Source organism: Ostreibacterium oceani, assembly GCF_009362845.1.
GTDB lineage: Bacteria > Pseudomonadota > Gammaproteobacteria > Cardiobacteriales > Ostreibacteriaceae > Ostreibacterium > Ostreibacterium oceani.
Genome location: NZ_WHNW01000001.1, coordinates 198,336 through 224,187 on the forward strand (window position 1 = coordinate 198,336; position 25,852 = coordinate 224,187).

A 25,852-nucleotide genomic window follows, 5' to 3' on the forward strand; every position below is an offset into this window, starting at 1 on the left:
TGTAACACAAAAAAAATGATAGACTTTGACTAATGAAAAATATTAAAGTTATAGAGTTATTTGCAGGTGTTGGTGGTTTTCGGCTTGGACTAGAAGGCTGGAATGGAAAGTCACCATCCTCAAAATACAAAAAATCAATAAAAACAAACTATAAAGTGATTTGGAGTAACCAATGGGAGCCCTCCACAAAAATACAGCATGCCTCATTTGTTTACGAAAGCCGTTTTGGTAAACATGGACATTCAAATCAAGATATTTCACTAGTTAAGTCTTCAGAAATTCCAGACCATGATTTATTAGTCGGTGGTTTTCCATGTCAGGATTACTCTGTCGCAACTACTTTAAAGAACTCTAAAGGACTTATCGGCAAAAAAGGAGTTTTATGGTGGAGCATTCACAGAATCATCGAAGAAAAACAAAATAAGCCAAAATTTTTGATACTAGAGAATGTTGATCGGTTACTTATTTCTCCTTCTGGACAAAAAGGTCGTGATTTTGCCATTATCTTACAGAGCCTGAACGAATTGGGCTATGCAGTTGAATGGCGAGTAATCAATGCAGCTGATTTTGGAATGCCACAACGGCGAAGACGAATATTCATCTTAGCCTACCTAAAGGAAACGGGCATTCAAAAGAGTCTAGCGCGAATGACGCCCACACAGTGGATTTTAAACCAAGGGGCATTAGCGAAGGCGTTTCCAATAACACCTGAAAAAATGCTGTTTCCAACAGAATTCACATTAGAGGGTGACATTGTTTCAATATCTGATAACTTTAATCATAACAACTTTGCTAGACCTTTTGAAAACACAGGCATAATGATTGATGGCTTGGTTACTACGATAAGAACAAGACCAAACTATAAGGGCAATTACATTCTATTGAAAGACCTTATTCAAAAAGAAGAAGTTCCCTCTGATTTTTATATCGATAAACATTCTATTGAAAGATGGGCTTATTTAAAAGGCTCTAAAAAAGAAATAAGAAAAAATGCTCAAGGTTTTGAATATCACTACAGCGAAGGCGGTATGACTTTCCCAGATTCACTAAACAAACCATCTCGAACAATAATCACAGGAGAAGGCGGGAAATCACCTTCAAGATTTAAACACGTTGTTGTTTCGGATAGAGGATTACGTAGACTAACGCCAATTGAATTGGAAAGACTGAATATGTTTCCCGATAATCACACAAAAATTGATGGGATTACCGACACGAAACGAGCATTTTTTATGGGGAATGCTTTGGTAGTCGGAGTAATCGAAAAAATCGGAGAAGAACTTTATAAACAAATAAATCAGTTTGAATATGCTTGATATTACTTCGGCAGATTCAATTATTGATTTTGCCAAACTGCTAAAAAACCAAACTTTACGAGAAGTTTGTGGTAAAGAAATTGAAAAACACGGCTACAAAGGAAAAGGCAATTTTGGTCAAATTTTAGAAAAATTCTATTTCGGTTATGAACCTAATTCTGATGCCGAACCTGATTTTAAAGAAGCAGGAATTGAACTAAAATCTAGTCCTTTAAAAACATTGAGAAATGGAGAATTACGCTCAAAAGAAAGATTGGTTTTAAATATCATAAATTATTTAGAAGTTCATAAAGAGGATTTTGAAACCAGTTCATTTTGGAAGAAAAATGCTCATTTACTTTTGGTGTTTTATCTGCACGATAAAGATTTAGACCTTCTTGATTACCTTATTAAATTGGTTGACGGTTGGCAATACCCTAACGAAGATTTGAAAATTATCAAACACGATTGGGAAACAATAAACCAAAAAATAAAAGACGGTAAAGCACACGAATTATCGGAAGGAGATACATTTTATCTTGGAGCTTGTACAAAAGGTTCAACAGCCTTAAAGTCATATCGTGACCAACCTTTCAATGTTGAAAAAGCAAAACAAAGAGCATATTCGCTTAAACAAGGTTATGTAAATCACATAATAGCAAATATCGCTCAAGAAGAAACTGCGGTTTACGGAAAGATAATTGATCAACCCGAAATTCTTGATTTAGTCCAATCAATTGAAGATGTTGTAATTTCAAAATTTCAACCGTTTTATGGAAAATCAGCAGAGCACATTGAACAAGAATTAGGCTTGGAATTAAATCAAAAAGCTAAAAGTTATTTTGCCAACCTTACAAATACAATTCTTGGAATTGAGTTAAATCAAAAAATAGCGGAGTTTGAAAAAGCAGATATTCGAGTAAAAACAATTAGACTTAAAGAAAATAATTTACCGAAAGAAGATGTTTCATTTCCAACATTTAAATATAAAGAATTTGTTCGAACAGATTGGGAAGATTCCGATTTTAAGAACATATTGGAAAGTAAATTTTTCTTTGTGTTTTACCAATTTGAAGGCGAAGATTTGATTTTACGAAAAGTAAAGTTTTGGAATATGCCACATTCTGATATTCTTGAAGCAAAAGACGTTTGGGAAAAAACGATAAAGACAGTTTCAAATGGAGGAATCGTAAAAGAAATAACCGACAAAGGAATAAGAAAGACAAATTTCCCAAAGAAAACCGAAAACAGAGTGAGCCACGTTAGACCACACGCTAAAAATGCAGCAGACACATATGAATTACCTGTTGCGGATAAACTAACGGGATTGACTGAATTTACAAAACATTGTTTTTGGCTTAACGCAAGTTACGTGAAAGATGAAATATACTTGAAAAATTCGTCACCTAATTTAACTTAAATTTGCATCATGAAACTCGTCATCCTAGACCGTGATGGTGTCATTAACCAAGACCTCGGGCATTACGTGACTTGTCCTTCGGCGTTTGTCTTTAACGAAGGCGTAGTTGAGGCGATTGCGCTGCTAAAACGCCACGGCTATCTCGTTGCCATTGCGACCAACCAAGCGGGTATCGAACGCGGGTTTTACACACACCAAACGCTGGCTGCCATTCATCACCGAATGCTACAAACCATTCGCCAAGGCGGCGGTGATATTGACCGAATTGTCTATTGTCCTAGCTATGACGACAATCATCCGTGGCGCAAGCCAAACGCGGGGATGCTGCGTGAGATTTTAGACGGCTATGGCATCCAAGCAACGCATGCCGTTTTTATCGGTGATACCGTGCGTGATATGCAAGCAGGCGATTGTGTTGACTGCCAGCTCATCATGGTCAAAACGGGCAAAGGTCTTACCGAATACCCCTTGTTACCAACACCATTGCGTGATAAAGTGCGATTAGCGACGCATTTATTGCAGGCATGTGAGTGGCTTGTCGATCGCAACGCAGTCGATTGACGTTGTAGCGGCATTGGTCTAACCGTTGCTCGCTTAGATTGCGAGAATAAACTAAAACAAGCATAATAAGGCGCTATAAGACACAATAAAGCGCAATAAAGCGCAATCAACCGTAAGCATAAACCGCATGATTTTAAAGATTCGTACCAGCATTGCTTTCACACTGGCGGTAGTCAGTCTCATTATCTGGACACCCGTTGCTATCCTCGGTGGCTGGGTGTTGCCTGAAAAAGGAGCTTTTTATGTTGCGACGCTGTGGGGGCGTTGGGTGACGTTTTTGGTCAAACACATTGTCGGTATTCGTTATAAAGTAGTCGGTAAAGCGAATATTCCAGCAACGCCGTGTGTGGTCCTTTCCAAACACCAGTCCATGCTGGATATTTTTGTTTTATTGATGGTTTTTTCACCGCAAGCTTGGGTGTTTAAACGCGAACTACTACGCATTCCGTTTTTTGGTTGGGCGTTGGCGGCAACAAAGCCCATCGCGATTGATCGTAGCGCTGGCCGACAAGCCATGTCGATGCTAATTGAACAGGGCAAAAGAAAGCTGGCTGCGGGTTTTTGGGTCGTACTCTACCCCGAAGGCACACGAACCAAGCCTGGCGAAAAAGGCACCTATAAAAACGGCGGGGTAATGCTCGCCAAGGCAGCAGGCGTACCCATATTGCCTGTGGCATTAAATACGGGGCTATTTTGGGAAAAGGGCAAGGGCCCGATTAATACGGGCGAAGTTGAGATTGTTATCTCTCCACTGATTATGCCAAATGAGGAAATACGATTGATTACACAACAGGTTGAAGCCAGTATTGAAGAAAATACCGCACAGATAACGCGACAACACCCCTACTATTTGGCGATGTTGCAGCAAAAAAAGGAACACAATAAATCATAATAAACAAACCGACTATGGTTAGGCTACGACTAAGTTATAGCTAGGTTCTGGCTAGACTAGCGTTAGCGACTATTAAAAAAGAGGAGACTACAATGTTTAAAAAAACCATGACTATTGCTGATTTTGACGCAGAATTAGCCACCGTAATTGCATCAGAAAATAAACGGCAAGAAGAACACATCGAGCTAATTGCCTCAGAAAACTACACCAGCCCACGTGTGTTAGAAGCACAAGGCTCAGTACTGACCAACAAATACGCCGAAGGCTACCCAGGCAAGCGTTATTACGGTGGGTGCGAGTATGTTGATGTCGCAGAAAAACTCGCCATCGAACGCGCCAAACAACTATTTAACGCTGATTTTGCCAATGTACAGCCGCATTCTGGGTCGCAAGCCAACGGGGCGGTCTTTTTGGCATTGCTTGAGCCTGGTGACACGGTATTAGGCATGAGTTTGGCACACGGTGGGCACTTGACGCACGGCGCATCAGTGAATTTTTCTGGCCGTCAATATCGCGCTGTACATTATGGTATTGATGAACAAGGATTAATCGATTATGACGAAGTCGAAAAACTCGCCGTAATGCACAAGCCCAAAATGATTATCGCAGGCTTTTCCGCCTATTCTCAGGTGCTTGATTTTCCGCGTTTCCGTGAAATTGCTGACAAGGTGGGGGCTTATTTACTGGTCGATATGGCGCACGTTGCAGGCTTAATCGCCGCAGGCTTATACCCTAACCCAGTGCCGTTTGCAGACGTGGTCACCTCAACCACGCACAAAACACTGCGTGGACCGCGCGGTGGCATCATCCTTGGCAAAGCAAACCCTGACATCGAGAAAAAAATTGATTCAGCCGTTTTCCCAGGGATTCAAGGCGGCCCATTGATGCATGCCATTGCAGGCAAAGCCGTTGCGTTTTTAGAGGCGCTGTCACCTGAGTTCAAGACCTATCAAAAACAAGTATTGGCAAACGCCAAAGTTATGGCAAAAACATTCAACGAGCGCGGCGTCAATATCGTCTCGGGTGGCACAGAAAATCACCTGATGTTAGTAGATTTAATCGATAAAGGCGTCACTGGCAAAGCCCTAGATGCAGCACTGGGGCGGGCTTATATTACCGTCAATAAAAATTCCGTGCCTAACGACCCGCAATCTCCCTTTGTGACTTCTGGTATTCGTGTCGGCACGCCTGCAATTACCACACGCGGCTTCAAAGAAGACGAAACCCGTCAGTTGACGCATTGGATTTGTGATATCATAGACGACATTAACAATGACGAACTAATTGATACAATTCGCGAAAAAGTCATCAAACTATGCGCAGGATTCCCTGTCTATCAGTCGTGAGTGACTATCGGCAGTTAAGCAAACACGATACCAGACTTGATGTGTGCAGCATCGCTTATATCGCGTCAATCTGGTCGCGTTCGCCTAGTCGTATTCCCTAATTGCGCCCTGGTTGCGCCCTAATTGTGACCTAGTAGCGCCCTAATTGCGTTTTACCCTCACTAACCGACTGTTTAAAGCGTCATGACACCCCAGCCACAAGACAACCGCTATAATGGTTTTGTGGCTGGGGTATTTTTTTATTGGTATCTTTTTTGTTGATAGACGCTGGCTAGGAGTCTATTCGCTCGCTATGCAATTACTATGCGCTTACTATGCACTTGCTATGCGCTTACTATGCGCTTTTTTACATACACCTTGCCGAACATACACTTTACCGACTTTTTGCGCGCTTTTTTATGCCCCTATGCTGTATAATGTCTATTAATTCGTCTATTAGCAAGCGTGCGTTCCCTGTGAATCTCCCCTCAACGCACCATTGCACCATCGACTTAAGCTAGGTAATAATTTTTATGATTTGTCCATTTTGTCAGTTTGAAAATACGCGCGTCATTGATTCGCGATTAGTAGTAGAGAGCAATAAAATTCGGCGGCGACGCCAATGTGAACGCTGTGAAGAGCGGTTTACCACCTATGAAATGATTGAAGATTTTTATCCGATGTTGGTCAAAGGAGACGGCCGCCGCGAAGCATACAACCCCAACAAGGTCCGTGCGGGCATCAACCGCGCAATAGAAAAACGGCCAATCACCGCAGAACAAGTCGATGCAGTGATTCATTTTATTGAAACGCAGTTACGCAGCAGTGCCGACAAAGAAATTCCCGCAAAGGCCATCGGCGAATGGATTATGCAACAATTAATTGAAATTGATGAAGTCGCCTATGTGCGGTTTGCCTCAGTCTATCGCTCATTTCAAGACGTGAGTGCTTTTCAGCGTGAAATCGAACGCTTACAGGCCTCATTCATTGACAAAGGTCAGTCTTAACGGAGCGCTACATGTCTGACCATGACAATCGCTTGATGCAGCGCGCTATCGAGTTAGCGCGACAAGGTTGGCATACCACCACACCCAATCCGCGCGTAGGCTGTGTTATTGTCAACGCGGGTGAGGTTGTTGGCGAAGGATACCATCAGCGTGCAGGCGAACCCCATGCTGAAGTTCATGCGCTCAAATCCGCTGGTAGCAAAGCCGCTGGCGCAACGGCTTATGTCACTTTAGAGCCTTGTTCGCACGTAGGCAAGACACCGCCGTGTGCCGATGCGCTCATTGCAGCAGGCATCAAAACAGTCGTGATTGGCTGCCAAGACCCTAATCCGCTAGTCGCTGGACGTGGTATTGCCCAATTAAAAGCTGCCAATATCACCGTAAAAACAGGGGTGTTAGCGCCAGAATGCGAAGCATTAAACCCAGGTTTTTTTAAACGTATGCGCACTGGTCGCCCTTGGGTACGGGTTAAAATCGCCATGAGCCTTGATGGACGTATTGCAACGCAAACTGGTGCTAGCCAATGGATTACCAGCGAGGCATCACGCCTTGCTGTTCAGCAATTACGCGCAGGCGCTTGCGCGGTGTTGACCTCCAGTCGCACGGTGATGATAGACAATCCTGCTTTAAACGTCAGAATACCACCCGATCCGCCGCAATCGCCCTGCCTCATGCGCCAACCCACTCGAGTTATCGTTGATTCACAGCTGACCATTTCACCAGACAGTCAAATCTTGCACTTGCCAGGTAAGGTGATTATTTTTTATCACCGAGCCCCCGTTGAAAAAGAAACCGCCCTCGCGTCACTGGCTACCCTTATCCAAGCGCCTAGCCACAATGGTCGCGTCGATTTATCGGCCGTTATGAAAACCCTTGGTGAACTAGGTCACAACGAGATTTTAGTCGAGGCAGGCGGCCTATTCGCTGGTGCTTTGTTGTCTGCGGACTTAATCGACGAATTAATCGTTTACCAAGCACCTTTGTTACTCGGTCATCAAGCACAGGCAGGATTCCACTTACCTGACATCTTCGCATTAACGGAGGCTTATGCTTGGACCTATGAACGTTGCCGTCGGGTAGGCAATGATATAGAATTAGTCTTAACACCCCGATAAAGCACAGACAATAACGCACAGACAATAAAGCAAAAATAATCACACACAGACATTAACACACAAAGGCAAGACACGATATGTTTACAGGAATCATCCAAGATGTCGGTAAAGTCATCGATTTAAAAAAATCAGGAACGGATATGCAATTAACCATTACGAGTCAGGGGCTTGAATGGTCAACCGTGCAATTAGGCGATAGCATTGCGGTCAACGGCGCTTGCTTAACGGTGACTGATTTGCTGGTCAATGCAGATAACACAGGGCAATTCATGGCGGACGTGTCGCACGAAACATTGCAAAAAACAACATTAAGCCAACTGGCTATCGGGCATGCTGTTAACCTAGAAAAAGCCTTAACACTCTCAACACCGCTGGGTGGACATTTGGTCTCAGGCCATGTCGACGGCATCGGGCAAGTTCGTCATATCAACGCCGACGGCGACAGCACCCGTTACTATTTTTCCGCCCCTAACGAATTGCTAAAATTTATTGCCATCAAGGGGTCAATCACCATCGAGGGCATTAGTTTGACCGTCAACGGCGTTAGCGCTGAGGGCTTTGATGTGACCATTATTTCTCACACCGCGGACAAAACAACCATTGCGGCGCTGCAGCCGGGCGATAGGGTTAACCTAGAAATCGATTTGATTGCACGCTATATTGCGCGTATGATGGAGTTTGAAAAACCAACCGTATGACTGACAGCTTAACAAGCATAACAATCGCAGCATAACAATCGCGCACAGCAATGGGGCACAAAAAATAATTAAAAGAATAACCTAGTTTAAAATATTTACAAATATTCACATCCATTCATAATCGCATATTCACAAATAACGAGATTCATTTAGGTAACGCATGGGAAAATTAAACACCACAGAAGAAATACTCACCGACTTAGCGCAAGGGAAAATGGTCATTATCATGGACGATGAAGACCGAGAAAACGAAGGCGACTTAATTTTAGCCGCCGATTGCGTAACACCCGAGGCCATTAATTTTATGGCAAAACATGGTCGCGGTCTCATTTGCTTGCCCATCACACAGGCGCGCGCCAACCAACTAAAACTTTGGCCCCAAAGCCAGCAAAACAACGCCCAGTTTTCGACCAAATTCACGGTGTCTATTGAGGCCGCCGAAGGCGTTACCACAGGAATTTCAGCCGCTGACCGCGCAGCAACCATTCGCGCGGCCATTCGCCCTGATGCCAAGCCTTCGGATGTGGTACAGCCTGGACACGTATTTCCTATTGTTGCCGAAACAGGCGGCGTGTTAACCCGTGCTGGGCATACCGAAGCGGGGTGTGACTTGGCTAGGCTCTCAGGGCATAGCCCCGCCGCCGTAATCGTTGAAATTTTAAACGATGACGGCACAATGGCTAGGCGACCTGATTTAGAAGTTTTTGCTAAAAAGCATGGGCTGAAAATCGGCACCATCGCCGATTTAATTGCCTACCGCCTAGAAAAAGAAAAAACCGTCGAAAAAATGGCCGAGACCGAGCTCACCATTCACGCACAGCCCATTCGCCTCGTCGTTTACCAAGACAGCGTTGACGGCCAATTGCACTACGCCCTAGTCAAAGGTAGCCTAACCCCTGAAACACCCACGTTTGTCCGCGTCCATGTGCAAAATATCTTTACTGATTTATTCCACGCCGCGGTGAATAACCGCACTTGGACACTAGACGATGCCATCGCCAAATTAAACGCAGAGCCGCACGGCGTTATTGTTATTTTAGCCGATGATAGTTCGCAACAAGATATCATTATGGCGGTACACGAATTAAATCAATCCCAAAAAACGCCACGCTTAGAAAAAAAAGAATTACGTACTTATGGCATTGGCGCACAAATTTTGATGGATTTAAATGTCAGAAAAATGCGCTTATTATCTGCCCCGAAAAAATTCAACAGTATGTCAGGATTTAATCTAGAAGTGGTAGAATACCTATCCTAAATCAGAGAGGAAACCTTATGAATCCAGAAATTCGATTAACCGAAGGCGATTTTGTTATTGACGATGCACGTTTTGCGATTGTCTGTAGCCGCTTTAACCATTTTATTGTTGATGCCTTGGAAAAAGGTGCGATTGATGCGCTCAAGCGCCACGGCACTGATTACGCCAATATCGAAGTTTTCAAAGCACCAGGGGCTTATGAACTCGCACTCGTCGCCAAACAAGTCGCCGCGACTAACCGATTTGAAGCCGTTATTGTTTTGGGCGCGGTCATTCGCGGTGCGACCGCACATTTTGAGTATGTATCAGGTCCTTGCGCATCTGATATTTCCAAAGTCGCGCTAGACACGGGTATTCCTGTCGTTTTTGGCGTGTTGACCACCGAGGACATCGAACAAGCAATTGAACGCGCTGGCACCAAGGCCGGCAACAAAGGCGCAGAAGCCGCATTAACGGCAATAGAAATGGTAAGCCTACTGCGACAAATCAACTAACATGCGCGAATTAACGGTTCAACAATTAGCCACGATTCGCAAAGCCCGTGCGAGACGCTTTGCTATGCAAGCGGTTTATTCCCAGCTCATCTCGACCGAGGGCTTTGACGAAGTTGTCACCCAAACCAAACAACGCATCAGCGACGAAGATTACGACACCGATTTTTTAGATGAGATTTTACAGGGCATTGCAACCCAGCAAGCCCATTTTGAGTCGCAACTCACGCCGTTTTTAGACCGCTCTATTGCCCAGCTCGGCGTGATAGAACATGCCATTCTACTCGTTGGCGCGTATGAATTAAACGGAAAAGTCACACCGCATAAAGTCGCTATTAACGAAGCCATTGTGCTTGCCAAAAAATTTGGCGCCGAAGACAGTTATAAATACATCAACGGCGTACTGGATAAATTATACAAATCCCTGACTGGATAACTGGTCTAAATAATCAGTCTAGGTAACAATCAGTCTAGATAACCGATACTTTTAGGATAATTTTAGGAGAGTCTTATGCCAATAGCAACCACTGAACAGTACACTCAAATGCTTGATAACGCAAGAAAGGGCGGATTTGCTTACCCAGCCATTAATGTGGTCGGGCTAGAGGGGCTTAATGCCGTGATGCAAGCCTTTGCCGAAGCCAAAACCGATGGCATTATCCAAGTCTCTACCGGCGGCGGCAAACATGCCTCAGGCGGCATTGATGAGGCATTAGGCGCTATGATTATTGCCGAGGCAGCGCATGTCATCGCCGAACAATACCCCGTGTTAATCGCGTTACACACCGACCATTGCGTCCCTGAAAAGGTCGATAGTTTTATGATTCCTCTAATCGAAGCGTCTGAAAAACGCGTTGCCGCAGGACAAAAGCCGCTATTCAACTCACTGATGTTCGATGGCTCAGTCTTACCGCTTGCCGAGAATATGCGTATTGGCAAAGCATTACACGAACGCATGACGAAAATCGGCATGTTGATTGAAGTCGAGACAGGCGTTGTGGGCGGTGAAGAAGACGGCATTGATAACTCGGATGCCAAATCGGAGGAACTCTACACGTCACCCGAAGAGATGGTCTATGTGTACGAACAATTGGCAGACATTGGGCCTTTTATGTACGCGGCGACTTTCGGCAACGTACATGGCGTTTACAAACCCGGCAATGTCAAACTCAAGCCAAGCATCCTGCACGATGGACAGTTGGCAGTTTGTAGCAAACATGCAACGGACAAAAATCCGCTTAATCTTGTCTTTCACGGTGGCTCAGGCTCGAGTAAAGACGAAATTGCTGAAACCTTGCATTATGGCGTCGTTAAAATGAATGTCGATACCGATACCCAATATGCCTTTACCCGCCCAATCGTCGATCACCTACTAAAAAATTATGACGGCATCCTGCGAATTGACGGCGAAGTCGGCAATAAAAAGGTCTACGACCCCCGTGCCTATCTCAAAAAAGGCACTGACAACATGAAACAACGCGTTATCGAAGCCGTTAACGACTTAAATGGTGCTGGTACCAGTTTGCTAAATACGTCGCGCTAACCTAATCTAACGACAACATCACAACAACATTAAAAAACTGATTAATCAACCAATAAAGCCGACCTGCGTCGGCTTTATTGGTTGTATTTTGCTGTTATGAATTACAGTGGGATAAACAGTGTTCTGCCATTACGATTAACCAATACGGCCGCCGGTTTATCGGCTTTTAATTCGCCTATTGCGGATTTAAACGCCTTGATACTGTCAATCCGTTTGTCATTAATTTGCAAAATCACATCATTGACAAAAAAACCTGCCGTTGCGGCGCGTGATTCTGGCGCAACATGCGTCACTAAAACCCCGTGTGTCAACGACAAATTCGCTTTGTCAGCATCACTCAGCTCGGTCACTTGAAACCCTTCGTTGGTCTCCTTGCTGGATTGAAGTGGTGCATTGTCACGTTCTTCTTCTAATTCACCAATATCAACGCGTAATTTTTGTGCCTTGCCTTGGCGCATCAATTCAACCTCGACGGTTGTGCCTGCGGCAACATCACCGACTAATGGTGGCAAATCAGACGATTTTTCAATTGATTGCTCGTTAAATGTCAAAATAATATCGCCAGGCTGGATGCCGGCTTCTTGCGCGGGGCTGTCTTTGACAACATCAGAGACCAGCGCCCCTTTGGGTTTATCAAGACCAAAGGACGAGGCCAAATCTTGATTAACGCTTTGGATAGCAACACCCAACCAACCACGACTGACATAACCCGCGTCTCGTAACTGATTGGCAATATTCATGGCTGTGTTGATTGGAATTGCAAATGCCAATCCGTTAAAAGACCCTGTATTAGAATAAATTTGTGAATTAACCCCAATAACTTGGCCTTGTAAATTAAACAATGGGCCACCCGAATTACCTGGGTTAACCGCCGCATCGGTTTGGATGAAGGGCACATAAGCCCCGTCAGGCAAGCTACGCGAAGTGGCAGATACAATACCTTTGGTGGCTGTATGGTCAAACCCAAATGGGTTGCCAATCGCCAACACCCAATTGCCGACCTCTACTGCATCGGAATCGCCAATTTTTGCGGCGGGCGTTTTTTTAACATCAATCTTTAACAACGCAATATCGGTCCGTTCATCCATACCGATTAATTCGGCTTGGTACTCTTTTTGGTCTTTGGTTCTCACGGTGATTTCATCACCCCCTTTGACCACGTGTGCATTGGTTATAATGTAACCACTCTCATCAATAAAAAACCCCGAACCTTGGGATTGGCGTGGTCTTGCGCGCGGTTCTATGCGAGGAAACCCACCCGGTCCTTCAAAAAAATAACGCAATAAATCATCTGGGTTCATCGGGTCATAGCCTCGGCGCTGCGTATTGACTGACGTGCTCGATTTGCTTTCGATTTGCACGACCACGGGGGCGTTTTCTTTTATTAGGCTAGTAAAGTCGGGCAATTCGTTGGCAAAGGCTGGCTTTAACAAAAAACCTAACAACAATAACAACATCACCACTGGTTTCTTACACTTCATTTGTCACCTCTTATGCTAAGTTAACGTTATGTTTCATTTTATTTATTTAATCCGAATGTATCTATTTAATAGTGTCAAGGCTGTAACTTTTCAATTACAATAGTCTATAGGATTAATTAGAGGACGCATTATGAAAATTCTCATCATCGAAGATGATAAGCCCGTTGCCGAAAATTTGGTCAAAGGATTTTCAGAAAAAGGGTTCGAAGCCGATGTTGCCCATGATGGTATCTCAGGCCTCGCACAAGCATTAAGCCACGATTATCACGTGATTATTGTCGATAGGATGCTGCCGGGTTTAGACGGGCTAACCGTCATCCGACAACTGCGCGCCCAACAAAACGAAACGCCTGCTATTATGCTAACGGCGCTGGGAGAAGTTGATGACAAGGTTGAAGGGCTAGAGGCAGGTAGCGATGATTACTTGGCTAAGCCGTTTGTCTTTGCCGAGCTGCTGGCACGAGTCAAAGCACTGGCAAAGCGCAATCTCGCTGCGCAAGCACAAGAAACCACCTTAATCGTTGGGCCCGTTGTTATCGACAAAATCACCCGAGAGGTCACATACCAAGGAAAGTCTATCGCGCTACAACCCCGAGAATTTGATTTGCTCGTTTATATGGCCAGCAACGCTGGCGAGGTCATCACCCGAGAAATGTTATTAAAAAACGTGTGGGGCTATGAATTTAACCCCCAAACAAATATTGTCGATGTGCATATCTCACGCTTACGCAATAAATTAGATAAAAGCACCAAAAAACCCCTAATCAAAACGCTACGCGGCGTTGGTTATGTCTTTGATGCGGCCTAATGCACAATCTAAATGCACAATCTAAATGCACAACCTAATGCACGGCCTAATACACAATCCAATGCACACAAACTAACTAACGATGCCCAGTCAAATTGTCGACACACTACCCTTTAGATACACACTGGCCTTTGCCTTTTTTATTATGGTTGCGGTTATTTTTGGTCTAGGTCATGTTTATCTATTTACCTATCAGGCGTTAGAGACACAGGCAAAAAATCAAATTGCCGCTGAAATAGCCATTTTCCGCGATAATCCAACACTCGCTAACCAACAAGCTAACCAACAAGCTGGCCAACAAACAGGTCAACAGGTTGGTGCAACGACGCTAAAAATTTGGGCGCACGATTTATCCAAGCCATTGCCAGACTCGCTGCGCCAACAGCTATTAAACCACCCCCAAAAGCTCTATCAACCCCATGATTTTTTTACCACGCCCCAACACACAAACATCAAGCCGGGTATGATTGTCGGCGCCGTCTCATTGCCTGTTGCCCCCGATGCGGGATACACTGCACACACCGCGCCTCACCACACAGAATCTTTATTACTGATTGCCCTGCCTGTCGACAACAAGCCTTTATTGCGCACTTTGCTTTATACGCTTTTTTACTTGGTTATTTCGATTTTTCTGCTGATGGTGGTTTATAGCTATATGATTGGCTTGCGTAGCCAACAAAAAATCAAAACCATCGACAGCGCGGCGCGCGACATTATGGCTGGCAATCTCGATAAACGCATCCCGATTTATCGCCATGACCGCGATGAGTACAGCCAACTCGCCAAAACCTTAAATGCGATGCTAGACAAAATTTCGGCCCTGATGAAAAGCACCAAACAAGTCAACAACCATATTGCCCATGATTTGCGCTCACCGCTCAATCGCTTGCGTAGTCGCATGGAAATTGCGCTACTCAATGTTCGTGACCCCGTTGATTATCAAAACGCACTAGCCGACTCGATTGCTGACTGCGATTCACTACTACAAACTTTCAACGCCCTATTGCTCATTGGGAATCTAGAGTCTGGCGCGCGGCACTATCATTTAAAACCGCTTGATTTACACCCTTTGCTACAGGATTTAGCTGACCTTTACAGCGCGGTTGCCGAAGAAAAAAACCACCAATTTAGCGACCAAATATCGCCCCACCTCACGGTACTTGGGCATCCTGATTTGCTGGCCCAAGCCATTGGTAATCTACTGGAAAACGCCATGAAATACACCCCAGAGGGCGGGGAGATTAGCCTGCAAGCGCTACCGCGCGGAGAATTCGCACTGATTCGCATCACCGACAATGGACCGGGTATCCCCGCGCAAATGCGCGACAACGTATTTGACAGTTTCACCCGCCTAGATGAGGCACGGAGCTTGCCTGGCACAGGGCTTGGCATGAGTATCGTCCGTGCCGTTATCCAAGCCCATCATGCCAGCATTCAATTAAGTGATAACCAACCTGGGCTTTGCGTTGAAATTCGACTTCGCCTGCGCCATTAAGCTGTATTTTGGCTTAATTACAATGCATTCTAGCTCATTCTAGCGGTTTTTAACCGATATTGTCGGATAAACATTGACTTTGTTTGATATCCTGCGATAATCGCCTAGCAATTTATATTAATCAGGCGATAATCGCCTAGTCAATCAGCACTTCGAAAGATTTAGTTCTGTCTCTCCTCTAGTAGCTAACACGCTACCACACGGGTTATCGTCTTTTATCTCATTCGCGGTCGGTATTGACGCTACTGGGAAAACAAAATGACCAATACAAATCATGGCTTTGATGAGCTAGGGCTTAATGACGCTTTTTTACAGGCATTAGCAGACGCGGGCTACACCACGCCTTCACCAATTCAAACACAGACGATTCCGCTCGTTTTAGCGGGTAACGATATTTTAGGCCAAGCGCAAACTGGCACAGGCAAAACCGCCGCCTTCGCTTTACCTACGCTGCAACACATTGAAACAAAGGTTAACCACACCCAAGTCTTAGTCCTCGCGCCGACCCGCGAGCTCGCGCTTCAGGTTGCGGAGTCTTATAAAACTTACGGCAAATACTTGCCCAATATTCGGATTGCGCCAATTTATGGCGGCGCCGCGTATGGCACACAAATCAACGCCCTAGAAAAAGGTGCGCATATCGTGGTCGGTACGCCTGGGCGAATTATGGATCACATTAAACGTGGCACGCTCAAACTCAATCATTTGAAGTCACTAGTCCTTGATGAAGCAGACGAAATGCTGCGCATGGGCTTTATTGATGATGTCGAATGGATTTTATCCAAATCACCCAAGCAAAAACAAATCGCGCTATTCTCAGCGACCATGCCGAGAGCCATACAAACGCTTAGCCAAAAATACCTCAATAACGAAGTCGTCGTCAAAGTCGCGGCAACACGAGAAACCGCATCTACCATTACACAATCATACTTGGCAGTCGCGCACAAGCAAAAAACCCAAGCCCTGCATCAATTATTAGAAGCTGAAGCCCCTGATGCGGCTATTATTTTTGTCAATACCAAAGCCGCAACCGAAGAACTCGCGCAGTCGCTCGCCAAAAAAAATCACCGCGTAGCGGCATTAAATGGCGACCTGCAACAAAAACAACGTGAGCGAGTCATCAGCCAGATTAAATCGCACGATATCGACATCATTCTAGCAACCGACGTGGCTGCAAGAGGATTAGATGTTGATCGCATCACGCACGTCATTAACTATGACTTGCCACGCGATAGCGAGTCTTACACCCACCGTATCGGACGCACAGGCCGTGCAGGTCGAGAAGGCAAAGCCATTTGCATTTTAAGCCCCAAAGACAAGCGCAATCTACAACAGATTCAACGCGCCACCAAAACAGAAATCACGCCATACGCCATGCCCAGCATTGATGACATCAACCGCCAGCGCATGGAAAAATTCACCGCCGCGCTTGCCGATAAAATTGAGCACGCACATTTGGTTCCTTTGCGTGACATGTTGGCAGACATTGATAAGCAACTCGATACTGACATGCTAACTGTTGCGGCGGCATTGATGAGTTTATACCAAGGTAAAACCCCTTTATTACTCAGCAAACGTGATGTGCTGGCGCCCGTCGACTTAAATAGCCGAGATACCACCAGCCATTCACGCAGCGCTGATAGCAAAAATCCGCGTAAAAAGCGTACACCTTTGGCTGAAAATGCGCGCAAAGTCGCCAGAAAGCCTCGTAAAGGCGAGCTTGCACCCGCTGAGATGGAAGCCTTCACCTTAGCCGTCGGTCATGCTGACAAGGTCAAGCCCGGGCATATTGTTGGCGCAATCGCCAATGAAGCAGGCATAGAAGGCCGCCACATTGGCGCGATTGAAATTTATGAGTCGCATACTCAGGTCTTTTTACCCAAAGGTATGCCCAAAGCGATTTTCAATAGCCTGAAAAAAACCCACGTCATGGGCAAACCGCTTAATATCAGCAAAAGTAACGCCGCAAGCGTGTAAAATACACGTCTAAGAAAGACCCAAACCCAATCGCTATTTTTCAAATAGCCAGTCAAGGGCTGACAAAGGCTATCCGCATCACGTAGCGGATAGCCTTTTTTTAATTGATTATACAAAGATGAAACATCCAAATAATGCCCAGTTAAACCCGAGCCAGCTAAAACTAAATTTATTTGACTTCATTAGAAAAGCAACTAAAATATAAAACAAATAATAACAATAAGAAAGCCTCTATCCATGATTAGCCCATACAAATTAATTCAGCGCCCTGTTAACAATTTATTACATCCGCTTTTTATTGTTCTATTGCTGACCATGTCCATGCTCAACACGTCAGCGCAAGCACAAAGCCTCACGGTAGATTTCGATGGGACAGAAAGCACGCAACTAGAAAAGCTCGCCACACAGCCTGATGAACAAACCAATATCACCGCTTTTGGGCGCGACACGACTTTTTATGCAGGTGTTTCTGATGCTGCTACGCCATTTATTTTCAACAATGCAACCGCTAATTTGTCCGCGGGCGATAGTATTGATATTACCGTCACAGTTTACGCCCGTGATAACACTGCCGCTCATAACGAAGCCTACATTTGGCTAGGCCCTGACCCCATGGGAAACAACACTATAAATCGACTTCCTGTCAGCACCAGACAGGGGGTTACGGCTGGTTTTGCTACTCACCTTGGCACAATCTACACAAATAATGACAGTATGTCTGGTGTAATCACGTTAAGCTCTGATACGACAGCAATTTTTAACCGTTGGGTGGATATGCGTATCCGCTACGAAGTCATCGCGGGTAATTTAGTCATGTCAATTTTCTATGACGGTGTCCCTGTCGTCACTAATGAAATTATCGCCCCCGCAACCGACTTTAGTTGGTTAGACAACGCGCATATGGGATTTGTGATTGACGATACAGTAGATGGCGTGGTGTTGTCTGGACCCGCACTACAAATTAATTCACCTAGCAGCGTCCCTTCGCTATCAATGCTCAGCTTCCTCGTATTGGTCACCCTCGTATTCGCCAGCGGACTAACCAGGGCTCGTAGGCGTATTAAGCGTGCTTAGTGGCATGTTGCCAAGGTGTTTCTCTGTGATAAACGCCTTGGCTTTACCTATCTAACCTAAGCGTCAAATCGCCTAAGCGTTAAATCAAATTAGGCAACAACAAATTAGCTAATTTAAATATTCATCGGCATCAACACATACCGTGCGTTGTCATTTTCGGTATCGTAAATCAAGCTACTGCTTTGGCTATCTGTCACCGACATGGTGACGTTGTCATGGCTTAGTGCATCCAAAATATCAACCAAATAATTAATATTAAATGCAATTCTCATATTTTCGCCATCGTAATTCATGTCGATTTTATCCTCGGCCATTTCGTTATCCATATTTTTGGCAGACAAATGCAACGTCCAAGGAGAAAAAGACAATGACACACCAGAGCCATACTCATTCGACAAGATTTTAGCGCGTTGTAGTGCGGTTTTTAGGGTCGCTTTGGGAATAATTGCTGGATTCTCTGACAAACTCGGAATCACGGATTCATAGGCGGGGTACTCGGCGTTAATCAACGCTGATGTCATTTCAACCTGCTGATAACAAAACTGAATGTGCGTATCCGACAATTCAATTTTTAACGAATCAGATTCACCCGATAACCAGTTGATGATTTCTCCGATGGCTTTTTTGGGGATAATCACCTTTCTATCGGTGATATCTGAGTTATTTTCAATCTCTGCAATCGATAATCGATGGCCGTCTGTTGACACCGCAATAATCGCCGAGGGGGTAAAGTGCAACAAAAGTCCGTTGAGGTAATGGCGAACATCATTGGTCGCCATCGAAAACTTAACGCGGCTCAACAAATCAACCAACTGCACCGCTGGCAATTCAAACTGTTGCTCAAATTCATAACGCTCTGGTAAAGGGTAATCTTCGACGGGCAACGTCACCAACTGAAACTTACTGCTGCCTGCCTGTACATAGAGCACATTATCTGTTTGGTGAAAGACCACATCCGTCTCGCTAGATAGTGAGCGGACAATATCAAATAACTTTTGCGCGGTGACGGTCGTTTCACCATTTTCCTCAACCGTTGCAGCAACCGAGCCTGCAATCGTCATTTCGTTGTCGAATCCCACCAATTCAATACGGTCGTCAACCGCACGAATCAATACATTGGTGCGGATTTTTTGTGGGCTTTTTTTCTCGACAATATTATTGACGCGACTCAATAAAGCAAATAATTCTGATTTTTTACTGCTAAATCTCATGGTAGTTTTCCTAAAATAATCATTGTTGCTGTGTAGTGTATCGTAAAAACACCATCAAATAAACGGGTTAATGGTCGATTTTATTAATACATTTCTAATGGGTTGGTAATGGGTCAATAATGGGCTGCCAATGGGCTACTAGTGAGCTACTAGCGGGTTGCGGCGTGTCACTCAGCCTTTGCTAACTGGTCACCTTTGCTAACTGGTCAACGTGGTAATCAAATTTGTCATATCTTCGCGGATGCGCGGGTCAGAATTTTTCATTTCATCAATTTTTTTCACCGCGTGCATCACAGTAGTGTGATCGCGGTCAAAGGCATCACCAATGTCAGGTAACGACAAATTCGTCAGCTGCTTGGCAATCGCCATCGCCACTTGCCTTGGTCTAGCGACCGAGGCTTTGCGGCTCTTAGATTTGATGTCTGATACCTTGATATGGTAATAATTAGCCACTGTTTTTTGAATATTATCAACGCTAATCTGGCGTTGCTGCGCATTTAAGATATCGCGCAATGCCATCTTGGCCAAATCAATAGTCGCAGGTTGGTTATTAAATTGTGACAAGGCGAACACGCTATTTAGCGCCCCTTCTAAATCCCGCACGTGTGAACGCACTTTTTCGGCGATGAAAAACGCCACTTTGTCATCTAGTTCAAAGGCAATCATCGCGGCTTTCTTTTTCAAAATCGCCACTCGCGTTTCTAGATCGGGGGGTTCGACCGCAACGGAAAGCCCAGCACCAAACCGAGATTTAAGCCTTTCTTCGAGGTTTTCAACGTCCTTGGGGTATTTGTCGCACGTCAGTACGACTTGGCTACGCGAACTCAATAGCGTATTAAACAGATGGAAAAACTCCTCTTGGGACTTTTCTTTGCCAGCAATAAACTGCACATCGTCAACCAGCAATACATCGACTGCACGGTAGTGTTTTTTAAAGGCATCTATCTTGCCCTGTGAAATGGCATTAACCATTTCTGCCACGAATTGTTCAGCCGTTTGGTAAACGACTTTTTTCTTGGGGTTAATCGATTTGATTTGGTTACCGATGGCATGCATCAAATGCGACTTGCCTAACCCTGTCGAGCCATAAATCAATAGCGGATTGAAACTGCCATTCGGGTTATTGGCGACGCCCAAAGCAGATTTCGCCGCGATTTGGTTCGATGCACCTTCGACATAGCTATCAAAGGTAAACGTTGGGTTTAATGCACTGATGTACTTATCTTCGGCTTTACTCTGGCGTGGCGCGTCAAACAGCGTCGCTGGCGAGCCCAGTTTTACCGTAATCGTGACCTGCGAATCGATTTTTTTTGCGACTAACTCAATCGTCTGAATAAATCGCTTGTTGACTTCATCACAAACAAATTTATTGGGTGCATAAAGGATTAGTTCATTTTGCTTACTCAGCGCTTCTAGGGGCATGAGCCACCGAGAAACATCCTCTTCGTTTACGACAGTCGTTAGATTTTCCAGACAACTATCCCACAATGCATCAGACATATATTTTCCTAAAATTGATTTATCTTACGCCGGCTCTTGGCTGGCGATGCAATACGATGGGGTGATATTGATTTATTATAATGAGTAGTGGTACCCTACGGTTAGTGGTAGGGAGCGTTATTATAACGAGTCAACGCTTGGCTGACTATTGTTAATTGCATTAAATCGTCGATTGGGTACCTGCCAGTCATTGAGCGACGTCATTGAGCGCAGTCATTTAGTAAAGTCATTTAGCAAAGCAATCACCAAAACATGACGCTAACAACAAAGCCATCGACAACAAAGCCACCAATAATAAGCCGATTAAGGGTAACGATTAAAGGGCAAAAACTAAGGGTAAAGGCTAAGGGCAATCTTCGGCACGCACGGGGCGCACGCGCCGAAAATTAACGAGACGTTAATTGCCTGAGGCTTCCTTAATGGCTTGTCCCAAATCAGCGGGTGAACGAACGGTTCGTACACCAGCAGCCTCTAACGCTTTAAATTTATCTGCCGCTGTTCCTTTACCACCAGCGATAATCGCACCGGCATGCCCCATACGCTTTCCTGGGGGCGCGGTCACGCCCGCAATATAAGCGACGACGGGTTTGGTCACGTTAGATTGAATAAACTCAGCCGCTTGTTCTTCGGCTGACCCACCAATCTCACCCACCATGATGATGGATTTTGTCGCCTCATCGTTTTGAAACGCGGATAACACATCGATAAAGTTGGTGCCATTAATTGGATCACCACCGATGCCGACACAGGTGGATTGCCCCAAACCAATACTCGTTGTTTGGTGAACCGCTTCATACGTCAACGTGCCTGAGCGAGAAACAATCCCGACAGAGCCTTTCAAATGGATATGGCCTGGCATAATACCGATTTTACATTCGTCTGGCGTAATCACGCCAGGGCAGTTCGGCCCGACTAAGCGAACGCCTGTACCCCGTAGCGCACTTTTGACCTTCATCATATCCAGCACAGGGATGCCTTCGGTAATACAGATAACCATCTCAATGCCTGCATCGGCGGCTTCTAGGATTGAATCCGCCGCAAACGGCGGTGGTACAAAAATGACCGAAGCATTCGCGCCAGTTGCTGAAACCGCCTCGGCGCAACTATTGAAAACAGGTCGGTCTAGGTGAACTTGTCCGCCTTTACCGGGGGTGACACCACCGACAATTTGCGTGCCATAGGCGATACATTGCTCGGCATGAAACGTACCCTGAGAGCCTGTAAAACCCTGTACAATGACCTTTGTATCTTTGTTGATATAAATACTCATGATAGCTCCTCAGATTATTGGTTGGCTGCCGCAACGACAGCTTGCGCGGCTTTGGTTAGATTTTCTTCGGCCTGAATATTAAGCCCTGATTGTGCAATCATTTCACGCCCTTTTTCGACATTTGTCCCTTGCAGGCGCACGACTACTGGCACTGACAGTCCGACTTCTTTCGCGGCGGTAATGATGCCCTCGGCAATCAAGTCACAGCGCACGATACCACCAAAAATATTGACAAAAATTGCATTCACTTTATCCGATGACAAAATGAGTTTAAAGGCTTTGGTGACGCGTTCTGCCGTTGCACCACCACCCACATCAAGGAAATTAGCGGGGTCGCCACCGTGTAGCTTCACAATATCCATCGTCGCCATCGCAAGCCCTGCGCCGTTGACCATACAACCAATCGTGCCATCTAGGGCAACATAGTTTAGCTCGGCTTCTGCCGCTTCTGCTTCACGGCTGTCTTCTTGAGACGCATCGCGCATTTCAGCGATATCAGGATGGCGATATAGTGCGTTGCCATCGATGCCTACTTTGCCGTCCAGCGCCAATAAATTGCCTTCGCCCGTGACAATCAAGGGGTTAATTTCAATTAGCTCAAAATCTTTGGCCAAAAACAACTGATACAAGCCATTCATGACCTTGACTAAATGTGAGGTTTGCGCCTTGTCCAGCCCCATTGCAAAACCTAAACGGCGACCAATATACGGCTGAAAACCAGACGCCACAGGCACATGCACAGTAATGATTTTTTCTGGTGTTTTTTCAGCGACCTCTTCGATATCCATGCCGCCCTCAGACGACCCGATAAACGTAACGGATTGGCTTTCGCGGTCGACGACTGCCGACAAGTAAAGCTCGTTCGCAATGTCTAGCCCCTCTTCGATCAACACTGAATTAATGGGCAAAGCAACGCCACCCGACTGAAAGGTCGTCAAGGTATGTCCAAGCATTCCCTCGGCAAATGTCTTGACCTCATCAAGCGATTTTGCCACTTTGACACCGCCTGCTTTGCCTCGGCCACCTGCGTGGACCTGCGCTTTGACTACGGCAATTTCGCCACCGAGTTCTTTGGCTGCAGCGACGGCCTCATCAACCGTTGTTGCGACGATACCGCGTGGTGTTGGCACACCATATGAACGAAAAAGTGATTTCGCTTGATATTCATGAACATTCATCAGTAATTCCTGCCTATGTTTTAGTGTTAATTAAATTGTTTAATTCAAGATGCCTTGTATTGACCTTTGTTGTATTAGATGGCTGTTTTTTTGCTACTGCTTTTTTGCTACTTTTTGTTGCAGTCTATGCTAAATGTGCCGCAATCCCCCACGATAAACCTACGATACCACCTTGGCTAATGAGCCAATAGATGACTTAACAGCCAGTTAACAACAGGTTAATTTAACAGATTAATTTGGCGCGAAAATACGGTAAAAATGCGACATTAACCTGGCAATAGCCTGACAATACCAGAGCAATTTTAGCACAAAATAGTCTTTTTTTAGCAGTAAATCTTTTGTGTGTGTCCTTGCTGACTATGTGTGATTAGCCCTATAATACGGGTTTTATGCTTTTGGGAGCCGCCTTGTGCACGTGGATTATTTGATTATTGGCCAAGGAATTGCAGGTAGTTTGTTTGCACACGAGCTCAACCAACACAACCAAACGTTTATTGTCATCGACCAAGGCGCGCACAATGCCAGCAAAACCGCAGCGGGCATCTACAACCCTGTCGTACTCAAGCGGTTTACGCCCGTATGGCACGCGCAGCAACAAATCCAAGTCGCCCAAAATACCTTTGCCCAGCTATCACAAGCGTTAAACCTGACGCTAGACTACCCAACGCCAATTTGTCGTATTTTTCACGATGCGATGGAAAAATCCACTTGGTTAGACAAATCCACTCGGCCCGACCTTGCGCCCTATTTGGGCAAAACACACCCTGCGGGCGCTGCCGCATTGCACACCCCCAACGGCGTTGGCGAGGTCAAATTAAGCGGACGCATTGATGTCAAAGGCTCTTTATCTGCCATGAAAGCAACGCTGATGACAAACGCCCAATTACGCATTGCATCATTTGACTACGCTGCATTAACACCAATAGCACAGGGCTGGCGTTATCATGATATCACCGCACAGCACGTCGTGTTTTGTGAGGGCTTTGGGCTCAAAGACAATCCATTTTTCAACACGCTACCGCTACAGGGCAATAAAGGCGAAGTGCTACGCATTTACGCACCCAAATTAAGCCTGACCACGATTGCAAAAGGTGGGGTTTTTATCGCGCCACTACCCGAGGTCGATACCGCAACGTATTTTGTTGGCGCGACCTATAACTGGACCGACAAAGATGAGGCGCCTAGCGCTAGCGCCAAAGAAACACTACAACAAAAACTAAACACGCTGATTAAAGTACCATATGAGGTGGTTTCGCAGACAGCAGGTATCCGCCCAACGGTGATTGACCGCCGCCCACTGCTTGGCGAACACCCAACCCAGCGCGGACTATACGTACTAAACGGACTGGGTACGCGCGGTGTCATGCTCGGCGCAACGATGGCACAACAGCTCTATGCACATATTCAAAACAAAACCCCGCTGGATAACGCGGTATCGATTGCGCGGTTTTATTGAGCGCTGTACAGAAGTCGCCGTACAGAAGCCGCCGTATAGAACCCTCCGTGCCGCCACATAAAAAATTTCTGTTATTCATTGTTATTTTGGCAAAAATTCGCTACGCTTTACCTCTAGAAAATAAAACCCATTCGGAGACCATAATGAACCAAGAAAACCCACAAAATCCACAAAATCCCTATGAAACACCGCAGACAGAAGGGATTAACACCAATCACTTCTCAGCTGACCACGACATGGAGCTCGCCAGTCGCTGGGCGCGTCTAGGTGGTGCAATTATTGATTCGCTTTTACTTGGTGTTATCTCTATGGCGATTTTTATTCCTTTGGGATTAATTTCATTTGACCCTAACAAGCCTGCCAATCTAGTGGCAACACTTTTTACTTTTATTATTAGCTTCATACTCTTTGTTTTATTACAAGGTTATTTCCTTAAAAACGAAGGCAAAACCATCGGCAAAAAACTACTAGGCATGAAAATCGTGACGATGGATGGCGAGTTACCCGATTTTCTGCCACTAATTGGTAAGCGCTATGCCGTATTTTGGGTGGCGTCAATGATTCCTTTCATTGGCGGGTTAATTAGTCTAGTCAATGCGCTATTCATTTTCCGTGAAGATAAACGCTGTTTACATGACTTACTTGCGGGTACACAGGTCGTCAAAGACTAAACGGTAAACAATAAACAAAGCAAACATAAAACCCTAAATAATAGTCCTAGTAATCGCGCCTAACAACGCCGTCAACAACAACCGAATAAGCCGCGAGCTAACTATTTCACTTTGATTAAATCGCTG

23 protein-coding genes are annotated in these 25,852 nt (G+C 45.3%); 18 read left to right on the forward strand and 5 right to left on the reverse strand.

The window, feature by feature from the left end:
- Window positions 1-32 precede the first annotated feature (32 nt).
- The 12 genes from dcm (at window position 33) to fbaA (ending at window position 11,605) form a co-directional block, all read left to right on the forward strand.
- A complete protein-coding gene (gene dcm / locus GCU85_RS00850; RefSeq protein WP_152808376.1) occupies window positions 33-1,316 on the forward strand; it encodes a DNA (cytosine-5-)-methyltransferase in 1,284 nt (427 codons plus the stop codon).
- Complete coding sequence (locus tag GCU85_RS00855; RefSeq protein WP_152808378.1) at window positions 1,309-2,715, forward strand: Sau3AI family type II restriction endonuclease; 1,407 nt, start codon at window positions 1,309-1,311, stop codon at window positions 2,713-2,715. The genes dcm and GCU85_RS00855 overlap by 8 nt, the downstream gene beginning before the upstream one ends.
- Before the next feature lie 9 nt (window positions 2,716-2,724).
- Window positions 2,725-3,276, forward strand: a complete 552-nt coding sequence (locus GCU85_RS00860) for a D-glycero-alpha-D-manno-heptose-1,7-bisphosphate 7-phosphatase (RefSeq protein ID WP_152808380.1) — start codon at window positions 2,725-2,727, stop codon at window positions 3,274-3,276.
- Window positions 3,277-3,403: 127 nt separating this feature from the next.
- The gene (locus GCU85_RS00865; RefSeq protein ID WP_152808381.1) at window positions 3,404-4,168 is read left to right on the forward strand and encodes a lysophospholipid acyltransferase family protein; all 765 of its coding nucleotides are present in this window, start codon (window positions 3,404-3,406) and stop codon (window positions 4,166-4,168) included.
- Between the two features lie 92 nt (window positions 4,169-4,260).
- Entirely contained in the window at window positions 4,261-5,514 is a 1,254-nt protein-coding gene (gene glyA, locus GCU85_RS00870; RefSeq protein WP_152808383.1) for a serine hydroxymethyltransferase, read from the forward strand.
- A gap of 512 nt (window positions 5,515-6,026) precedes the next feature.
- Complete coding sequence (nrdR, locus tag GCU85_RS00875; RefSeq protein ID WP_152808385.1) at window positions 6,027-6,500, forward strand: transcriptional regulator NrdR; 474 nt, start codon at window positions 6,027-6,029, stop codon at window positions 6,498-6,500.
- Window positions 6,501-6,511: 11 nt separating this feature from the next.
- Window positions 6,512-7,615 (forward strand): bifunctional diaminohydroxyphosphoribosylaminopyrimidine deaminase/5-amino-6-(5-phosphoribosylamino)uracil reductase RibD, encoded by a 1,104-nt coding sequence (gene ribD / locus GCU85_RS00880; protein ID WP_152808387.1) that lies wholly within the window; start codon window positions 6,512-6,514, stop codon window positions 7,613-7,615.
- 77 nt (window positions 7,616-7,692) lie between these two features.
- The gene (locus tag GCU85_RS00885) at window positions 7,693-8,313 is read left to right on the forward strand and encodes a riboflavin synthase (RefSeq protein ID WP_152808389.1); all 621 of its coding nucleotides are present in this window, start codon (window positions 7,693-7,695) and stop codon (window positions 8,311-8,313) included.
- Between the two features lie 160 nt (window positions 8,314-8,473).
- Window positions 8,474-9,571 (forward strand): bifunctional 3,4-dihydroxy-2-butanone-4-phosphate synthase/GTP cyclohydrolase II, encoded by a 1,098-nt coding sequence (gene ribBA, locus GCU85_RS00890; RefSeq protein ID WP_152808390.1) that lies wholly within the window; start codon window positions 8,474-8,476, stop codon window positions 9,569-9,571.
- Between the two features lie 17 nt (window positions 9,572-9,588).
- Entirely contained in the window at window positions 9,589-10,065 is a 477-nt protein-coding gene (ribH, locus tag GCU85_RS00895) for a 6,7-dimethyl-8-ribityllumazine synthase (protein WP_152808392.1), read from the forward strand.
- 1 nt (window position 10,066) lies between these two features.
- Window positions 10,067-10,498 carry a transcription antitermination factor NusB gene (nusB, locus tag GCU85_RS00900; RefSeq protein WP_152808394.1) on the forward strand — a complete coding sequence of 144 codons (432 nt, stop codon included), beginning with the start codon at window positions 10,067-10,069 and terminating at the stop codon, window positions 10,496-10,498.
- 75 nt (window positions 10,499-10,573) lie between these two features.
- Window positions 10,574-11,605, forward strand: coding sequence for a class II fructose-bisphosphate aldolase (gene fbaA, locus GCU85_RS00905; protein ID WP_152808396.1), 1,032 nt, complete (start codon window positions 10,574-10,576; stop codon window positions 11,603-11,605).
- 101 nt (window positions 11,606-11,706) lie between these two features.
- On the opposite strand, the gene GCU85_RS00910 is transcribed toward fbaA, so the two are convergent.
- Entirely contained in the window at window positions 11,707-13,086 is a 1,380-nt protein-coding gene (locus tag GCU85_RS00910; RefSeq protein WP_152808398.1) for a DegQ family serine endoprotease, read from the reverse strand.
- Between the two features lie 130 nt (window positions 13,087-13,216).
- Between GCU85_RS00910 and GCU85_RS00915 the strand changes: the two genes are divergently transcribed.
- The 4 genes from GCU85_RS00915 (at window position 13,217) to GCU85_RS00930 (ending at window position 18,440) form a co-directional block, all read left to right on the forward strand.
- Complete coding sequence (locus GCU85_RS00915; RefSeq protein WP_152808400.1) at window positions 13,217-13,894, forward strand: response regulator transcription factor; 678 nt, start codon at window positions 13,217-13,219, stop codon at window positions 13,892-13,894.
- 82 nt (window positions 13,895-13,976) lie between these two features.
- A complete protein-coding gene (locus GCU85_RS00920; protein WP_152808402.1) occupies window positions 13,977-15,389 on the forward strand; it encodes a sensor histidine kinase in 1,413 nt (470 codons plus the stop codon).
- Window positions 15,390-15,647: 258 nt separating this feature from the next.
- Window positions 15,648-17,366: a DEAD/DEAH box helicase gene (locus tag GCU85_RS00925; protein WP_152808404.1), complete on the forward strand. Its 1,719-nt coding sequence runs from the start codon at window positions 15,648-15,650 to the stop codon at window positions 17,364-17,366.
- A gap of 321 nt (window positions 17,367-17,687) precedes the next feature.
- Complete coding sequence (locus GCU85_RS00930; RefSeq protein ID WP_218110453.1) at window positions 17,688-18,440, forward strand: hypothetical protein; 753 nt, start codon at window positions 17,688-17,690, stop codon at window positions 18,438-18,440.
- 113 nt (window positions 18,441-18,553) lie between these two features.
- Here GCU85_RS00930 and dnaN read toward each other — a convergent pair whose 3' ends face one another.
- The 4 genes from dnaN to sucC all read right to left on the reverse strand — a co-directional run bounded on the left by dnaN (window position 18,554) and on the right by sucC (window position 23,599).
- The gene (dnaN, locus tag GCU85_RS00935) at window positions 18,554-19,651 is read right to left on the reverse strand and encodes a DNA polymerase III subunit beta (protein WP_152808407.1); all 1,098 of its coding nucleotides are present in this window, start codon (window positions 19,649-19,651) and stop codon (window positions 18,554-18,556) included.
- Between the two features lie 198 nt (window positions 19,652-19,849).
- The gene (dnaA, locus tag GCU85_RS00940) at window positions 19,850-21,151 is read right to left on the reverse strand and encodes a chromosomal replication initiator protein DnaA (protein WP_152808409.1); all 1,302 of its coding nucleotides are present in this window, start codon (window positions 21,149-21,151) and stop codon (window positions 19,850-19,852) included.
- Between the two features lie 397 nt (window positions 21,152-21,548).
- A complete protein-coding gene (gene sucD / locus GCU85_RS00945; protein WP_152808412.1) occupies window positions 21,549-22,421 on the reverse strand; it encodes a succinate--CoA ligase subunit alpha in 873 nt (290 codons plus the stop codon).
- A gap of 14 nt (window positions 22,422-22,435) precedes the next feature.
- Entirely contained in the window at window positions 22,436-23,599 is a 1,164-nt protein-coding gene (sucC, locus tag GCU85_RS00950; RefSeq protein WP_152808414.1) for an ADP-forming succinate--CoA ligase subunit beta, read from the reverse strand.
- Between the two features lie 409 nt (window positions 23,600-24,008).
- On the opposite strand from sucC, the gene GCU85_RS00955 reads away from it, so the two are divergent.
- Together GCU85_RS00955 and GCU85_RS00960 are read left to right on the forward strand one after the other, a co-directional pair.
- A complete protein-coding gene (locus tag GCU85_RS00955; protein WP_218110454.1) occupies window positions 24,009-25,055 on the forward strand; it encodes an NAD(P)/FAD-dependent oxidoreductase in 1,047 nt (348 codons plus the stop codon).
- Between the two features lie 143 nt (window positions 25,056-25,198).
- Window positions 25,199-25,726 carry an RDD family protein gene (locus tag GCU85_RS00960; protein WP_152808418.1) on the forward strand — a complete coding sequence of 176 codons (528 nt, stop codon included), beginning with the start codon at window positions 25,199-25,201 and terminating at the stop codon, window positions 25,724-25,726.
- Window positions 25,727-25,852: the final 126 nt, after the last annotated feature.

Bases quoted from the DNA above. Each gene is read 5' to 3' on its own strand.
- GCU85_RS00930 (WP_218110453.1), top strand. From the start codon at position 17,688: ATGCTCAACACGTCAGCGCAAGCACAAAGCCTCACGGTAGATTTCGAT.
- GCU85_RS00855 (WP_152808378.1), top strand. From the start codon at position 1,309: ATGCTTGATATTACTTCGGCAGATTCAATTATTGATTTTGCCAAACTG.
- GCU85_RS00915 (WP_152808400.1), top strand. From the start codon at position 13,217: ATGAAAATTCTCATCATCGAAGATGATAAGCCCGTTGCCGAAAATTTG.
- nusB (WP_152808394.1), top strand. From the start codon at position 10,067: ATGCGCGAATTAACGGTTCAACAATTAGCCACGATTCGCAAAGCCCGT.
- GCU85_RS00885 (WP_152808389.1), top strand. From the start codon at position 7,693: ATGTTTACAGGAATCATCCAAGATGTCGGTAAAGTCATCGATTTAAAA.
- ribBA (WP_152808390.1), top strand. From the start codon at position 8,474: ATGGGAAAATTAAACACCACAGAAGAAATACTCACCGACTTAGCGCAA.
- ribH (WP_152808392.1), top strand. From the start codon at position 9,589: ATGAATCCAGAAATTCGATTAACCGAAGGCGATTTTGTTATTGACGAT.
- sucD (WP_152808412.1), bottom strand. From the start codon at position 22,421: ATGAGTATTTATATCAACAAAGATACAAAGGTCATTGTACAGGGTTTT.
- glyA (WP_152808383.1), top strand. From the start codon at position 4,261: ATGTTTAAAAAAACCATGACTATTGCTGATTTTGACGCAGAATTAGCC.
- GCU85_RS00865 (WP_152808381.1), top strand. From the start codon at position 3,404: ATGATTTTAAAGATTCGTACCAGCATTGCTTTCACACTGGCGGTAGTC.
- fbaA (WP_152808396.1), top strand. From the start codon at position 10,574: ATGCCAATAGCAACCACTGAACAGTACACTCAAATGCTTGATAACGCA.
- GCU85_RS00920 (WP_152808402.1), top strand. From the start codon at position 13,977: ATGCCCAGTCAAATTGTCGACACACTACCCTTTAGATACACACTGGCC.
- dcm (WP_152808376.1), top strand. From the start codon at position 33: ATGAAAAATATTAAAGTTATAGAGTTATTTGCAGGTGTTGGTGGTTTT.
- sucC (WP_152808414.1), bottom strand. From the start codon at position 23,599: ATGAATGTTCATGAATATCAAGCGAAATCACTTTTTCGTTCATATGGT.
- GCU85_RS00960 (WP_152808418.1), top strand. From the start codon at position 25,199: ATGAACCAAGAAAACCCACAAAATCCACAAAATCCCTATGAAACACCG.
- ribD (WP_152808387.1), top strand. From the start codon at position 6,512: ATGTCTGACCATGACAATCGCTTGATGCAGCGCGCTATCGAGTTAGCG.
- dnaA (WP_152808409.1), bottom strand. From the start codon at position 21,151: ATGTCTGATGCATTGTGGGATAGTTGTCTGGAAAATCTAACGACTGTC.
- GCU85_RS00910 (WP_152808398.1), bottom strand. From the start codon at position 13,086: ATGAAGTGTAAGAAACCAGTGGTGATGTTGTTATTGTTGTTAGGTTTT.
- GCU85_RS00925 (WP_152808404.1), top strand. From the start codon at position 15,648: ATGACCAATACAAATCATGGCTTTGATGAGCTAGGGCTTAATGACGCT.
- dnaN (WP_152808407.1), bottom strand. From the start codon at position 19,651: ATGAGATTTAGCAGTAAAAAATCAGAATTATTTGCTTTATTGAGTCGC.
- GCU85_RS00860 (WP_152808380.1), top strand. From the start codon at position 2,725: ATGAAACTCGTCATCCTAGACCGTGATGGTGTCATTAACCAAGACCTC.
- nrdR (WP_152808385.1), top strand. From the start codon at position 6,027: ATGATTTGTCCATTTTGTCAGTTTGAAAATACGCGCGTCATTGATTCG.